Source organism: Prolixibacter sp. DSM 2831 (assembly GCF_056493735.1).
In genome coordinates this window covers 1,349,194-1,363,714 of record NZ_CM151379.1, presented here as the reverse complement: position 1 = coordinate 1,363,714, position 14,521 = coordinate 1,349,194, and the positions used below count along the sequence as shown (strand labels likewise).

11 protein-coding genes are annotated in these 14,521 nt (G+C 43.2%); 5 read left to right on the top strand and 6 right to left on the bottom strand.

The genetic code is table 11. The features are described from left to right. Positions 1–28 precede the first annotated feature (28 nt). Positions 29–2,005 carry a sialate O-acetylesterase gene (locus AC060N_RS05400; RefSeq protein WP_479526196.1) on the top strand — a complete coding sequence of 659 codons (1,977 nt, stop codon included), beginning with the start codon at positions 29–31 and terminating at the stop codon, positions 2,003–2,005. A gap of 71 nt (positions 2,006–2,076) precedes the next feature. Here the strand turns inward: AC060N_RS05400 and AC060N_RS05395 are convergent, their stop codons facing one another. The 5 genes from AC060N_RS05395 to AC060N_RS05375 form a co-directional block, all read right to left on the bottom strand. Continuing rightward, positions 2,077–2,607 (bottom strand): site-specific integrase, encoded by a 531-nt coding sequence (locus AC060N_RS05395; protein ID WP_106543281.1) that lies wholly within the window; start codon positions 2,605–2,607, stop codon positions 2,077–2,079. Between the two features lie 324 nt (positions 2,608–2,931). Further along, positions 2,932–4,059: an SGNH/GDSL hydrolase family protein gene (locus tag AC060N_RS05390; protein WP_479526195.1), complete on the bottom strand. Its 1,128-nt coding sequence runs from the start codon at positions 4,057–4,059 to the stop codon at positions 2,932–2,934. Positions 4,060–4,169: 110 nt separating this feature from the next. After that, positions 4,170–4,823 (bottom strand): SanA/YdcF family protein, encoded by a 654-nt coding sequence (locus AC060N_RS05385; RefSeq protein ID WP_479526194.1) that lies wholly within the window; start codon positions 4,821–4,823, stop codon positions 4,170–4,172. Positions 4,824–4,835: 12 nt separating this feature from the next. Further along, a complete protein-coding gene (locus tag AC060N_RS05380; protein ID WP_479526193.1) occupies positions 4,836–6,197 on the bottom strand; it encodes a sensor histidine kinase in 1,362 nt (453 codons plus the stop codon). Continuing rightward, positions 6,187–7,560, bottom strand: a complete 1,374-nt coding sequence (locus AC060N_RS05375; protein ID WP_479526192.1) for a sigma-54-dependent transcriptional regulator — start codon at positions 7,558–7,560, stop codon at positions 6,187–6,189. Before AC060N_RS05375 ends, AC060N_RS05380 begins: the two co-directional genes overlap by 11 nt. A gap of 308 nt (positions 7,561–7,868) precedes the next feature. Here AC060N_RS05375 and AC060N_RS05370 point away from each other — a divergent pair, with 308 nt between their 5' ends. The 4 genes from AC060N_RS05370 (at position 7,869) to AC060N_RS05355 (ending at position 13,005) form a co-directional block, all read left to right on the top strand. Continuing rightward, positions 7,869–8,558 carry an ABC transporter ATP-binding protein gene (locus tag AC060N_RS05370; protein ID WP_153638131.1) on the top strand — a complete coding sequence of 230 codons (690 nt, stop codon included), beginning with the start codon at positions 7,869–7,871 and terminating at the stop codon, positions 8,556–8,558. A gap of 13 nt (positions 8,559–8,571) precedes the next feature. Continuing rightward, positions 8,572–11,088 (top strand): FtsX-like permease family protein, encoded by a 2,517-nt coding sequence (locus AC060N_RS05365; protein WP_479526191.1) that lies wholly within the window; start codon positions 8,572–8,574, stop codon positions 11,086–11,088. 497 nt (positions 11,089–11,585) lie between these two features. Next, on the top strand, positions 11,586–11,987 hold the full coding sequence (locus tag AC060N_RS05360) for a hypothetical protein (protein WP_479526190.1): 402 nt from the start codon (positions 11,586–11,588) through the stop codon (positions 11,985–11,987). Between the two features lie 562 nt (positions 11,988–12,549). Continuing rightward, positions 12,550–13,005, top strand: a complete 456-nt coding sequence (locus AC060N_RS05355; protein WP_463235737.1) for a hypothetical protein — start codon at positions 12,550–12,552, stop codon at positions 13,003–13,005. Positions 13,006–13,172: 167 nt separating this feature from the next. On the opposite strand, the gene AC060N_RS05350 is transcribed toward AC060N_RS05355, so the two are convergent. Next, positions 13,173–14,384 carry a C1 family peptidase gene (locus AC060N_RS05350; protein WP_174821588.1) on the bottom strand — a complete coding sequence of 404 codons (1,212 nt, stop codon included), beginning with the start codon at positions 14,382–14,384 and terminating at the stop codon, positions 13,173–13,175. Positions 14,385–14,521 lie beyond the last annotated feature (137 nt).

The following is a 14,521-nucleotide window of genomic DNA, read 5'->3' as shown; positions in this document are numbered from 1 at the left end:
TTCAAACTACTATACAAAAACACACGTTATGAAGATTTTTTCAAGCAATCTTACCAGGATAACACTGGTAATGTTGGTCTTTTTGTCTTTTTCGTTACAGGGGAAGGCACAGATAACGATGCCGCGGATATTCAACTGTGACATGGTGCTTCAGGAAGGCATGAAAGTTCCCGTTTGGGGCTGGGCCTCGCCTCACGAAAAAGTGACTGTTTCCATCGACGGGAATACTGTTAAAACCAGGGCGGACAACGACGGAAAATGGCAACTAAAGCTACCCGAAATGAATGCTGGTGGTCCTTACTCCATGAAAATAAAAGGGAATAACACCATTGTTTTCGAAAATATTATGGTCGGTGAAGTCTGGGTATGTTCAGGACAATCCAACATGGAGTTTCCGGTCGATAGCATCGACCAAAGCTATCGTGGAGTCAATAACTATCGAAAGGAAATGGCAGATGCAGACAACTATCCCGAAATAAGGCTTTTCACGGTTCCCCGAAAAATTGCCCAAACGCCACAAAAGGACATGGATGATGGAGAATGGCTCGAGTGTTCGTCAGCAACCGTAGGAGACTTTTCGGCAGTTGGTTATTTCTTTGCCCGCGATTTATACAAAAAGCTGGGCGTGCCTATTGGAATGATTTGTTCATCATGGGGAGGAACGGTAGCTGAATCATGGACCAGTCCCGAAACGATGGCAAATGATTCTGATTTTGCTCCAATGCTGGCTGCATTGCGAAAACTGGATCTGAAAAAATACAAGGAAAGCAAAGAAGCTGCAATCAAAGCGAAACTGGGCGATTTACCCACCGTTGATAAAGGTTTGGTTGACGGAAAAGCAATTTGGGCTGCAACAGATTTCGACGATTCGGCGTGGAAGTCGATGCAACTCCCCGGATTATGGGAAAGTCGTGGCTATGAATCAATCGATGGCATTGCCTGGTTCCGGAAAACCGTCGAGATATCGCCCGAAGATGCCGGCAAACCGGCGAAGTTGAACCTTCAGAAGATTGATGATTCGGACCAAACCTGGGTAAACGGAATCCCGGTAGGCAAAACCATGAATGCATATGACAAAAACAGGCATTATGATATTCCGAAAGGATTGCTAAGAACTGGTAAAAATGTCATCACGGTACGGGTAGAAGATACCGGAGGCGGCGGTGGAATATATGGCAGCGCGAACCAGTTGAACCTGCAGATTGACGGCAAAAACATTCCACTGGCAGGCGACTGGAAATTTAAGTTTGGTAAGATAGATACCAACGCGATATCTCTGGGACCGAATGACTATCCTACGTTGTTGTATAATGGAATGGTCAGTCCGATAATAGGCTACGGAATAAAAGGAGTTATCTGGTATCAGGGAGAATCGAACGCCGACCGACCGACCCAGTATCAGCGTATTTTTCCGAACCTAATCAAAGACTGGCGCATGCACTGGAACGAAGGCGATTTTCCATTCCTTTTCGTTCAGCTGGCTAATTACATGGCTCCGGCTAAACAACCCGGTGATAGCAACTGGGCGCGTTTGCGCGAAGCTCAAACCAAAACGCTGGCGTTACCCAATACCGGAATGGCTGTAGCTATTGATATAGGTGAAGGAGGAAATATTCATCCTAAGAACAAACAATCCGTCGGTTACCGACTTTCGTTGCCGGCACTCAAAATCGCTTATAACAAAGACCTGGTATATTCGGGACCAATGTATGACCACATGGATATCGATAAATCAAGAGTTTTCCTCACATTCAATCATGTGGGCGACGGACTCAAGGTTCGCGATAAATATGGCTATCTGAAGGGCTTTGCGGTAGCCGGTGCCGATAAGAAATTCCACTGGGCAAAAGCGGTTGTAGTCAATCCAACCACGGTTGTTGTCTTTAGTTCTGAAGTGAAGAACCCGGTGGCTGTTCGTTACGGGTGGGCGGACAATCCGGATGATGTCAATCTGTATAACAGCGCAGATCTGCCGGCTTCGCCCTTCCGGACCGATAACTGGTAAGTCGGAAGAAAACGATATAAAAAACAGGCTCACAAATTGATATGTGAGCCTGTTTTCTTTGTTTCGTATCGTTAAGGTTCCAGCAGGTACGGCCACTGCATACCGGCCAACATCGCTTTCTCCCATATTTTATAGGGTTTCCCCGACATAGATATGCCATATTCGGCTACGGCCTGCGGAAAGGTTACTCCCTTTCTAAAAAGCCAAAACAAATGACTGTCGAATAAACTTCCGGGTGTTATTTTCTGATTCATGGTAACAGCGACATCGAATAAATCATTCTTAATCAATGCCTCTGATACAGGCAGGTTTTTATCCTTGTGCAACAAAGGTTCCTGAGCCTGAAGACCTTTTAATACCCTATAAAAAAGACGATAATTCTCGAATTGAATTTTATAGTGATGTTCCTTCTTTGTCTTCTCCCTTATAAACTTAAAGATAATAAATTCACGTTTTACCATGAATTGCCCCGAAGTTATCTGAATCATTTCAGGTACAGTAATTCCGTAATTATATAAGAGAAACAGTATTAACCGTTGCCGATCGGTCGTACTTCTGTTCATAAAATTACGTACATCATCCGGCGAAAAAAACTCATCCATAAATTATGAATTTTTCGAAATACGTTAACTATCCACACAAATTTTACACATGCATAAGTAAAGGCCAGTGTTATTTCAGGAACGTGATAGCTTTCAGTAAAAATTAAACCCCTATTTTAAGTAGCATTCCCCAAAAAACAGATAGACCTAAACGGTAATCCATATCACAAAAATACATATTTTTTCAGAGATTCAAATACCAGTGATATATATTCTTACACATCTTATCAACACTCTTCATTTGAAGTGAAGAACAAAAGAAAAACGTCGGCTATCGGCACAACTATTTCGTTGCTATTTCTCTATATTTTCCGGCTATTTCAGCTATTTATTCAAGAATTCGTTTCCATTGTAATTCCAACCCAAAACAGAAGACATCACAGGAACCAAGAATGCAGCCGTTTTTTTCTGTCCCGAATAGTTGGGATGAGAGTCCGCCCCCAGATCGTGTCCGGGAATCATTAAGTAGGTAGGCACGCCAACAAAATAAACGTTATCCACCTGGTGAACCTGACGAAATGCTTCAACCATCTCTTTCACGTAAGAATAACAGGGCTCATCAATCATAGGGCCAACAATGCAAAACACCGGCACTCCCGGATAATTCTTTTGCACCCGCAAAATCAGGTTTTCATAACCTCTCTGAAATACGGCCTTATCGGGAAAAGGATGAGTAGAAAAATCATTGGTACCCAAATTAATCACCACGGCATCAGGTATCCAATTCGAAAAATTCCATTTAGGCTGCTCCTTCATATCGTACACCTGGTCATACTTTGACGGCATGGGCTCCGGCGAAGTTTTCTCTTTATAGCCATAATTCCTTACTACTCCGTATCCCGAATGAGACACCAGGTGGTAGTCCGCATCAAAAGCACGAGCCGTAATTGGCGCATAACTTTTGTAGCTATTCTCGGTCTCCGGCTTGAAGTGAGCATTCTTCGATTTCCCTTCCACCCCATAACCACAGGTAATCGAGTTACCGATAAATTGGATTTTGTGTTTGGGTGCATTCGGCCAGGGAGAAATAGCAGCTCCCTTATCCAGAAAAATTCCACTAAAAGTGGCGGTTCCCTGCTCTCCTTCAGTCCTTTTAACTATCTCTACCTTATGTAGTTTATTTTTGAGATTATCGGCAATCACCAAAATTGTATCACCGGTTACCTTCATCACCTTTGCGGGAAGATTATCAACCATTACCTCAAAATAATCGTGCCGGGTGTCACTCATTTTCACTGTACATGATTTTCCGGTAAACTGAAACTGAATATAGACTCCGGGCCAGTCGAAACGAGGATTTTCCTTATCGGAGAAATCAATCCGCCCTACATACCGAATAGCCGGATTGGCCGCGTCGATGAACTGCTTTCCCGATTGTCCGGCAAAGGCCTTGAAATGAAACAGTAGTGCAATAATGAAAACGAGCGAGAGTTGCGCTTTCCGAAAATTCATAGGATAAGTTTTACGTGTTGAATGGCTAAAAATAGCGATTCTTCGCCGCTCACAGGCTCTTTTAACAAGAATTATGAAATCAGAAGGTCGTTATCCTTCCTGGAAAGGACTCATTCAGGAATTGTTACTTTCTCTCCCAGAAAATGAGGTTGGGCACCGGTCAACAGATCGAAATATCCCCGAATTCTCGCACCAGCTTCGCGAAGATGAACCTTCCAGGCCGGTATCCCGGAAACTTCGCGAGCATTGTAGCCAATGGCATCAATCCCCTTCAAACGTGCAATAAACACAGCCCGTTCGTTGTGAAAAGGCTGGCTAATGATTGTAAATTTCTGCTGTCCAAAAATCTCGCGACAGCGGATCACTGAATCAAACGTTCGAAAACCGGCATAATCTAAATAAATCCGATCAGCCGGCACACCTGCATCCACCAAATCTTTTTGCATGGTTACCGGCTCATTATAATTCCGGTAACGGTTATCGCCACTCACAATCAGGTAGCGAACCTTCTTGCTTTTATACAAACGAACAGCTGCTTCAATCCGGTAGCGGTAAAATAGGTTTTCAGTTCCCTCGGAGACGTACTTGCTCGTCCCCAGAACCAGTCCACATTTATTCTCGGGAATTTCGGTAAGCGACTGGTAAAGATATGGACGAGAATAAACGGACACAATGAGATAACCCGTGAGCAACAGAACAAACCCCGCCAATATACTCCCGATTATCCATTTGCTCACCTTTTTCCGCCACCAACGTCTCATCATAAATTCTTTCGGTTAAAACCGAAGAGTAAAAATAGTTTCTACCTCAGGTTCCGAATGCACAGTTAACGTTCCACCGTGGAGTCTCAGAATCTGTCTCGACAAACTTAAACCAATACCGCTACCCTTCGGTTTCGTGGTGAAGAAAGGTACAAAAATTTTGTCCAACACATCAGGCAAAATTCCCTGTCCGTTATCGGAAATCTGTATCAAGATTCGGCCTCGCTGATCGAGCGATGACTTCATTGAAAGCTTTGGATTATTCGTTTTATCCAGTGCCTGAATGGAATTCCGGATGAGGTTGATGATAACCTGTTCGATAAGTTGCTCGTCTGCCGAAAGCTCGAGATTAGGAGGCTCAACAGAGATATCACAGGTAATCCCTTTTCGGTGAATTTCCTCTTTCATCAGGGATGAAATCGTGTCGAACAACTTCTGAACCTGGAATATCGTATAATTGGGTTTGGGAATCCGGGTCAAATTCCGGTACGATTCCACAAAGTGAAGCAATCCGGTACTTCGCTTGTGAATCGTTTTCAAAGCCATTTCAACCTCCTCGACAACTTCGGCCTCGCCTTCATCGGAGAAAATATTATCATACCGCTCTCGCACATCTTTAATCAGGTAATCAAGCGTTTGCGTCAACGAAGCAATTGGAGTGATGGAGTTCATAATTTCGTGTGTCAGCACCCTGATGAGTTTCTGCCAACTCTCCATCTCCTTCTCCTCCAGCTCGCTTTGAATATCTTTGATGGAAACCAAACGAATATTCTTATCAGCGACCTTGAACTCGGTAGCATAAATTGCCAGCTGTAAAATTTCGTCCTTCTCCCGTATCTTAACCAGAATATTCTCTCCGTTGCTGATGTTCATCAAACCGTTCTTCAACTCCGGCGAAACCGCTTCCAGTTCCTTCAGATTTTTCAGTTGCGAAAGCTGAAACAGTTTCTTCGTGGCATTATTTATAAGCTCTACCTCACCATTCTGTCGATAGGCAATTAAGCCGATCCCGATGTGCTCAACCACCGTCCGCAAGTAGAAATAGTTTTGTTCCCTTTCTTCCCTCACTTTACGGAAATCGCTGATAACCTGGTTAAACGATTCGCTTAACCGGGCGAACGACTTACCGGCACCGGAAATCTCATACGTCCTGGAAAAATCGGAATAACGGAGCGATTCGAGGAAATTGGTAAGCAATGTGTTAGTCGTTTCGACAAATGATATCAGCGAATAAACTTCATATATCAACACGGCCAACACCAACAGACTCGTTAGATAATAGTCCGTCAACAGAAAGAGAACCACCATCAGCACAATAGTAGCAATCAGGGCCAAAACCCTTAACACAACAGAAAGCCGAAAATTTCTAGAGCCCATATTTTTCAAGTCTGCGGTAAAGTGAGGTTCTTGTTAGTCCAAGCTCCGAAGCAGCCTTGGATATATTACCATGATGCATCTTCATCACCTTCAGAATAACCGTTTTTTCCACCTCATCGAGGTTATAATTTTCGAGGTCAAGTCCCTCGCTGGATTGTGAAACCGTACGCAACTGAAGATCGTCGGCACTAATCCACTCGCCTTCACTCATGATGACTGCCCTTTCAACCACATGCTGAAGCTCCCTGACGTTTCCCGGCCATTTATATTCTTCGAGCCGTTGCATCGCATCCTTCGTTATGCCGCGAACAGCTTTTTTATATTTTCGGGCATACACCGCAAAAAAGTGATTGGCCAGTAAGGGGATATCGCCTTCACGTTCCCGCAATGGTGGCAAATCAACTTCCACTGTGTTGATCCGATACAGTAAATCTTGCCGAAATTTGCCTTCAGCGATCATCTGGGGCAGGTTCATATTTGTCGCACAAATCAACCGGACATCAATTGGCTTGGGTTTGTTCGAACCTACACGTAAAACTTCTCTTCGTTCCAAAACCGTCAGTAATTTAGCCTGCAAGGGAAGCGACAGGTTACCAATCTCATCCAGAAACAAGGTTCCACCAGAAGCGATTTCGAATCGTCCCGGCCGATCGACTTTAGCATCAGTAAACGAGCCTTTCACGTGTCCAAAAAGTTCACTTTCGAATAGTGTTTCACTAATGGCTCCCAAATCGACACTAATAAACGTCTCGTCCTTCCGAAGGGAATTAGCATGTAAAGCTCGGGCAACCAACTCTTTCCCCGTACCGTTTTCACCGAGAATCAAAACGCTGGCATCCGTTCCAGCCACTTTGCTAATCGAATCGTACACATCCTGCATCTCGGGGGATTTACCGACAAAATCGGCGAAAGATTTGTTCATCACCCGGTTGATGGCCTGCTGCCGAATGCGCAGCTGAGCCAGCTCTCTCTTAGATTTACAAAGGTTTAGGGCTGAATTGATAGTCGCCAGAAGCTTCTCATTTTGCCAGGGTTTCAGAATAAAATCGGTGGCACCTTCCTTTATTGCCCGAACACTCTTCTCGACATCACCATAAGCCGTGATGAAAAGAACAACTGCCGATGGATCGATTTCAAGTATTTTCTGCAACCAGAAAAACCCCTCCTGCCCACTGATAGCATCCTTGGTGAAGTTCATATCGAGCAGAATGACATCGAACTCTTCTTTTTTTAGTAAAACCGGAATATTTCCCGGATCGCTTTCAGTAGTTACCTTTTCTACATGCTGTCGCAGAAGAAGGCGGAGAGAAAACAAAATATCCTCATTGTCGTCTACAACGAGAATCTTCCCAAATTTTTCCATAGGTAGTTTTTTACAGGCATTTACAAGTATTAAGCCACAATTCCGTGCACTCCGTACAGGCCGGCTATTTCTTATTCCTAATCGAGTAACTATCAATACATACTCGGTAAATGCAATTTACTAAAATAAATTTTCTGTACTTTCAGGAACTGAAATAAATGTACGAATTCGAACACAAACTGTACGCATTCGGACATAAAAATTAAAAGATAAAATTATATTTGCCTGATTATATGACTATTGCAAGTTGGCACAATTCATGGTTGCATTTGTCATAAAAGGATAAAAGCATTCGAACTACATAACTTATGATAAATTTACAAGATATCTCTAAGGTTTTCACAACAAGAGAAGTGGAAACCAGAGCATTAACCAATATAAACCTAACAATAGATGAAGGAGAATTTGTCAGTGTAATGGGACCTTCCGGCTGCGGAAAAACAACCTTGCTGAACATTATGGGCCTGATTGAAACTCCCAGCTCCGGCACCTATTATTTTGACAACCGGATCGTTTCGAGCTTAAGTGAACGTCAACGAACCGATATCCGAAAAGAAAGTTTCTCGTACGTTTTTCAGAGCTTTAATTTGATTGACGAATTAACCGTCCGGGAAAACATTGAATTACCACTGATTTACCAGAAAATACATTCGACCGAACGCAAGAAGAGAGTAGACAATTTACTTGACCGTTTCAACCTGGGGCACCGCTCCGATTATTTTCCCCAGCAACTCTCGGGAGGTCAACAGCAAAGGGTTGCCGTAGCCAGAGCGATCGTGAGCCGGCCGCGCATTATTTTAGCTGATGAGCCAACCGGAAATCTGGATAGTACGCATGGCGAAGAAATCATGCGACTATTAACCAGCTTAAATGAGGAAGGAACCACCATTGTAATGGTCACCCACTCAAAAATGCATGCACAACGGGCACAACGTATCATCCACCTGTTCGACGGACACGTTGTTACCGAAAATTTCACCATGCCAACCGGAATTTAATCGTCGCAATATCATGATGACCAAAAACTATATAAAGCTGGCGATCCGGAACCTCCGCCGAAACAAGGATTACTTTTTTATTAATGTTTTCGGATTGGCGATCGGTATGGCCTGTGCTATACTGGTAATGCTTCATGTATGGACCCAAACCCACTTCGATGATTTTCATCCGGATGACAGCCGGTTGTATCGGGCCACTATCGAATCGAAAATGGGAAGTATCGGAACCAACTTTGCGGTTACCCCTCCCCGATTTGCTTTTGGTTTGAAGAAACGCGTTCCCGAGATTGAACAGGCGTGTCGCATATACAAAAGCGAACGTAAAATTCTGCTGAAAACAAAGAATGACGAAGTTTTGGATGCACCGTCACTCCTTTTTGTCGATTCCACGTTTTTCGACATGTTCGGGTTTAAGCTTCTGCAAGGGAATCCTGCCACCTGCCTGTCGAAAGAAAAAAGCATCGTTATTACCGAGTCGATGGCGAAAACCTATTTCCCGGAAGGAGCCATAGGAAAGAAGATTATCTCGGAGAACGATACCAAATGGACAATTACCGGTGTGGTTGAAGATTGTCCGTATAACACGCAAATTCAATACAGTGCATTAGCCTCGCTTCCTACACTGGAGTTACCCAACAACTCCTGGCTATCGAGCTTTCTCTACACCTACTACCGCTTTAAGCCGGGAGTAGATATGGACAAACCGGCTCCGCCCAATGCCATTGGCGGCATTACCGATATTGAATATAAATTGCTGCAGGCATACCTTAAAGCCGCGACACCGGAAATTGAGCGAACTACCAAGATGACTCCCCAGGAATTCCATGACATGGGGAATAATTTCATTATCAAACTACAACAAATTAGGAGAATTCATCTTTTCTCACATCTCAACTACGAGATGTCGAAGAATGCCAATATTGAAACGCTGATCGTTCTTGGAGCCATCTCGCTGTTAATTATCCTCATTGCTGCCATCAACTACGCTAACCTGTCTACCGCAAGATTGGCCGGAAGAACCCGTGAAATCGGAATCCGCAAATTGTTAGGCTCACACCGGAGGGATATGGCCCGCCAGTTTTTAGCTGAGTCGATTACCATCAGTTTTATTTCGCTATTCCTTGCCCTGGTCATTGTTGAACTGGCTTTTCCACAGCTTGAAGAGATGTATCAGTTTTCGAGCCCGTCACTATCGCAGTCATTGCTCAAACTATCCCCGATAATTTTCGGAATTGCTTTAATTACGGGAATCATTGCTGGGTTGTATCCTGCTTTTTATGTTACCCGCTTCACCCCGGCCACCATTTTGCAGAATCAGAAAAAACTGGGTCCACGCGCCAAAGGTTTGCGAGGCGTATTAGTGATTCTTCAGTTCCTGTTTTCCATTGTGATCATCTATTCAACATCGACCATCTACCGACAACTGAATTACATTCAGTCCAAAAGCATTGGCTTCGACAAGAATAACTTGCTCGTTTTGGACAATTCAACCGGCTTGGGAGACAATCGTGACGCATTCGCTGAGCGAATAAAAGCTCTTCCGCGCGTTACGGATCTGTCCTATTCAAGTGCTGTTCCGGGTCAGCTAATTGATATGTATACCTTTCATAAAATGAATGATTCGACCAACCAGAACTATCTTCTGCAGGTAAACTGGGCGGACAATCATTTTCTCAAGACTTATGGTATGCACTTCATCGATTCGACTAAAGCAATACCGGGCGAATCGACCGAACCAAAGCATTTGTTCAGCCAGTTAAACGATTCAACGGCTCAAGCAGGTAGTGAAACAAAACCAATCGCTGTAATTCTCAATGAAAAAGCGGCGCAATACATGGGACTTAAAGACCCGGTTGGTAAGCATCTTCTCCGTTTGCTTCAAAATGGCGACCAGGTTGAGTATACAGTAAAAGGAGTCGTTCGTAATTTTCATTTCGAATCATTTCACGAAGAAGTGCAACCGCTGATTTTTCTACCGGAAGTTCCGCGTTTCAGCAGGTTCACCTCCATACGTTTTAAATCTCCGCCTTCCGATAAAGATATTGCAGAAGTAAAAAAAATATGGGAAGAGGAAAATCCAACCACCTTGTTTAGTGAGTTTTCCATGTCGGACAACTTGCAAAAACAGTATACCGAAGAACGCTCGACGGGTGAAGTAGCCGTAGCATTTTCATTCTTTGCCATATTCATTGCCTGCATGGGGTTATACTCGCTCATGGCATTGATAACGGTATACCGGACCAAAGAGATTGGCATCAGAAAAGTGTTGGGCGCCGGTACACGGGAGTTGGTCTTCCTGCTATCGAAAGAAACACTGCAATTGGTCGTATTAGCCAGTTTGCTGGCACTGCCGCTCGCGTACCAAATATCCAGGTTATGGCTATCGAGATTTGCCTACCAGGTCAATCTCAGCATTACCAATTACCTGTTTGTTTCGGCAGCTGTCTTCGCGATAGCTATATTTACTGTCTATCGTCAATTGTGGAGAACAATTAACGCCGACCCGGCCGAATCACTTCGATACGAATAGAAATATCTGGAACTAAAATAATCAGGGGAGGAAATCAACCGATTACCTCCCCTTTGCTGTTTATTACAGGAGCCGTCCAGACTCAATTTCACACACACTCCATTAACAACAGCAATACGACCTAATCTATAACCTCATAATTTTACCCGCTATAACGCAGCTTATTTTTGAAAATGCTCCTTTTTGCAATTCGTTATATTTAATAGACAGGCAACGCTAACTTTCCCCCTAAGCAGCCATAGGCTTGCCACTAACCAATCCGACCTATCATTTTGACATAATCCCATCAGATGCTGTCTGATACGAAGCCAGTCTCTCAACATAAATCAAAATTTTGTTCGGATTCGCACAAGTGAACGAACCAATTCGTTCACTTTTTTGACTTCATTAAACATCAAAGACAATCATAAAACACTGAAATACTAGTAATTACATATTGTGGCACACATCATGCTTTAGGGTAGGTGATTAACCATCTTAATGAGGAGGGCCATAAAATGAAAGCAAAAGTATTAACCGCACAAGTGAACTACCAACTGGCAACAGTCCTTTTGGCAGTTCTTCTGAGCCTGACATTCGTCTTTCGGGCTTATTCACAAAGTTCAGATGAACAACTGGCTTTGAATGAAAACGCAACCTATTCAGCCGCAATCGAGGCATACGAAAATGATCTTCAGTTGAACACGAATACTTCGGAAGCAGAAGAAAATTTCGGGCGGACTGTCGTCTTTAACCGCTTCGAAACCGACAACGAACTGGACATCGAATTGTGGATGTACTGTGATTACTACTGGACAGGTGTACCATGTGAAGCATTACTTAACCCTTCAGTAATTGAGGAAGAACCTCTAAAGGTTGAAGAGTGGATGCACGACAATCATTACTGGAGTGGCAAATAAACATCCGATGTGCCCTCTCCTGTAATTCAATATACCCCAAACCCGGAATAACCTTCCGGGTTTTTTGTTGCTCATAGGTTTTTACCTTCGCCAGAAGAACCTCTTTCTGAGTCACTCTTTCTCAAAAAGTCTTCTTAACAATCAATTATGGCACACTTTATGTAATAAACCAGGTGCAGAGTTTAAGGAAAATGATTTTCAAGATATTTTAAAAAGATTGGTTTTGAATTTGATTACAGCACCAGTTATTGAGTAATTGTATTGAAAGAGTGCCCGTTTTTTTTCGGGCACTCTTTTTTTACACTTAAAAGGCTATCGTCCCAGAGCTCCAGATCTGATTCCCACATTTTACCAGCAAAATCAACTGTCCCATCCACCGAAAAAATTCACTCCCAAATGTTCGGAATCGTACACAGTGTGTTCTAATTCGTTCAAAATGATACAAGTCGGAAGCAAACAAGAAGCCCAGTTACTTTCTATATATGAGCAACTTACACTTTTTGGCACACAAACTGTGATAACAGAGGCAAACGGACAAAAAACAAGTAAAAAAAATAAAGTCATGAAAGCACAAGCATTAAAATCAACAAAAAGGGTCATCGCTACCATCATGATAGTTTTAACAGTAGGTTTAACCAGTATTGCAAATGCTCAGGGAATTTCGGCATTCATCGCCATGCTCTCACCTGCGGCCAGTATCGCCAACACTTCTCTGGAAGCACTTTCGGACATGAACGTTACAGCTGAAGTCGATAATTCACTGGAAGTAGAAAACTGGATGAGCAACGACAACTACTGGACCGGCAGCGAACAAGACAACCAGTTGAATATAGAAGATTGGATGAGCAATGAAAACTACTGGGGAGTTAACGAAAACGAGAATGTATCGGACAGCCCGCTGACCATCCAAAACTGGATGACCTCCAACAGCTACTGGATGGGACCTGAAAAAGAATCAGACCAGAAACTGGCAATGGAAAACTGGATGACATCGAATGAATACTGGGGAGTAAAATAAATAATTTTCAATACAGAGGTTTTAGATTAAGTATACAGCACAAGTGAGTTAGTTTTTCGATTTTCTTCAAAAAAGCCCGGCAATCATGTCGGGTTTTCTTTTTCTAAAAAAAGAAAAGGTTGCAGACATCAAGCCCGCAACCTCTTTATATTTTTCAGCACTTCTTCTTAAAGTCCCAGCTTTTCCCTAATTGCTTTCGGAATAGCATTTTTATTTACCATGATACAAGTGGTCTTGTAACGAACGTAAGGTTTCGAAGCATAGAAGTATCCGTCCCATGCGTTATAGTCACCCCACGAATTTTTCACTTTGTAGTACATGGTACCGTTCTGGTCTTTAGCCAAACCGATAATATGCATTCCGTGATCGTCGGTTGTTTGCCAATCGTCGAATGCTTCCTGCCGCATTTCCTGGGTAATGTGCTTCTCTTTTCCGGGTTTGTCCAGTTTGTAGAGTTGCTCGTTTTTCTCTTTTGCAGTCAGTTTCTCCCACTTTGAAAGCTCCGTGTTTGTCATATCCTTCACGTCCGCATCCGGAACAACTGCCACTCCTTTTTTCGAAGTAGAAAATCCTTTTTCGCTCACATCAGCAGCCCAGGCAACGGTATAACCGCTATTCAACGAATTGTCGATAATTTTCATCATCTCGTCCAGCGGAACATTGTACACTTCGTCCCACTCCCAGTTATCAGGCACTTCGAGCTTGAACTTAGAGTAGAAAGGATGATGTGTAAACGATGTAATCTCGACATAATCATCAGGATTCAAACCGCAATATTCGTTGGCAAAAGTCTTCGGAGTATATTCTTTCCCTTTGTATTCAAATTTTGTCGGCAAGTCACCAAGATACGCATCCAGCGTTCCGGTTACTGATTCTTCCCACGCAGTAGAAAGCTTCTTGTTTTTGTTTTCAATCACTGCGTCAACAATGCCTTTCAAAACGTCGTCCATCTCGCCATGAACGTGCTTCTTCTCTCCGTAGTTAAGACCGGTGTATACATCTTCCGGAACAATACCGTAATTCTTCAGCACGTAGGTCACATCGTGGAAAGCACCACCGGGACCGAAATTCAGATTTCCGTGCAAACGTACGGTCTTAATTGCCTTGTCGATATAGCAATGGTAAACCACGAACATTTCCGAAAGATTAACCTTCGGCTTGCCCATACGCAACATTTCCGACTCGAGAAAAGAGAGTCCACTAAATGCCCAGCAGGTTCCCGAACGATATTGGTCTTTAACCGAAGTATGGGGTAACTCTTTGACGGTCGTAAAATGATAGCCTTCTTCTTTGCTACTCTTCTCCTTGTCCTGTGCCGACACATTCCATGTAAATGCTAATAATCCAGCCAGGAGCATAAAAAACTTAAAACGATTCATTAGAGATATTTAATTTATATGTTAACTACAATTAACTCATAGCCAACGAAAATATGAAAATATTTAACGGCAACAAACGACTAAGATCACAATAGGTTAACGGGAAATTAACGAAAAAGGTATTCTCGTGTTTCAAA

Coding starts and splice junctions, on each gene's coding strand:
- AC060N_RS05395 (WP_106543281.1), bottom strand. CDS start 2,607: ATGGATGAGTTTTTTTCGCCGGATGATGTACGTAATTTTATGAACAGA.
- AC060N_RS05400 (WP_479526196.1), top strand. CDS start 29: ATGAAGATTTTTTCAAGCAATCTTACCAGGATAACACTGGTAATGTTG.
- AC060N_RS05385 (WP_479526194.1), bottom strand. CDS start 4,823: ATGATGAGACGTTGGTGGCGGAAAAAGGTGAGCAAATGGATAATCGGG.
- AC060N_RS05350 (WP_174821588.1), bottom strand. CDS start 14,384: ATGAATCGTTTTAAGTTTTTTATGCTCCTGGCTGGATTATTAGCATTT.
- AC060N_RS05380 (WP_479526193.1), bottom strand. CDS start 6,197: ATGGGCTCTAGAAATTTTCGGCTTTCTGTTGTGTTAAGGGTTTTGGCC.
- AC060N_RS05375 (WP_479526192.1), bottom strand. CDS start 7,560: ATGGAAAAATTTGGGAAGATTCTCGTTGTAGACGACAATGAGGATATT.
- AC060N_RS05355 (WP_463235737.1), top strand. CDS start 12,550: ATGAAAGCACAAGCATTAAAATCAACAAAAAGGGTCATCGCTACCATC.
- AC060N_RS05390 (WP_479526195.1), bottom strand. CDS start 4,059: ATGAATTTTCGGAAAGCGCAACTCTCGCTCGTTTTCATTATTGCACTA.
- AC060N_RS05365 (WP_479526191.1), top strand. CDS start 8,572: ATGATGACCAAAAACTATATAAAGCTGGCGATCCGGAACCTCCGCCGA.
- AC060N_RS05360 (WP_479526190.1), top strand. CDS start 11,586: ATGAAAGCAAAAGTATTAACCGCACAAGTGAACTACCAACTGGCAACA.
- AC060N_RS05370 (WP_153638131.1), top strand. CDS start 7,869: ATGATAAATTTACAAGATATCTCTAAGGTTTTCACAACAAGAGAAGTG.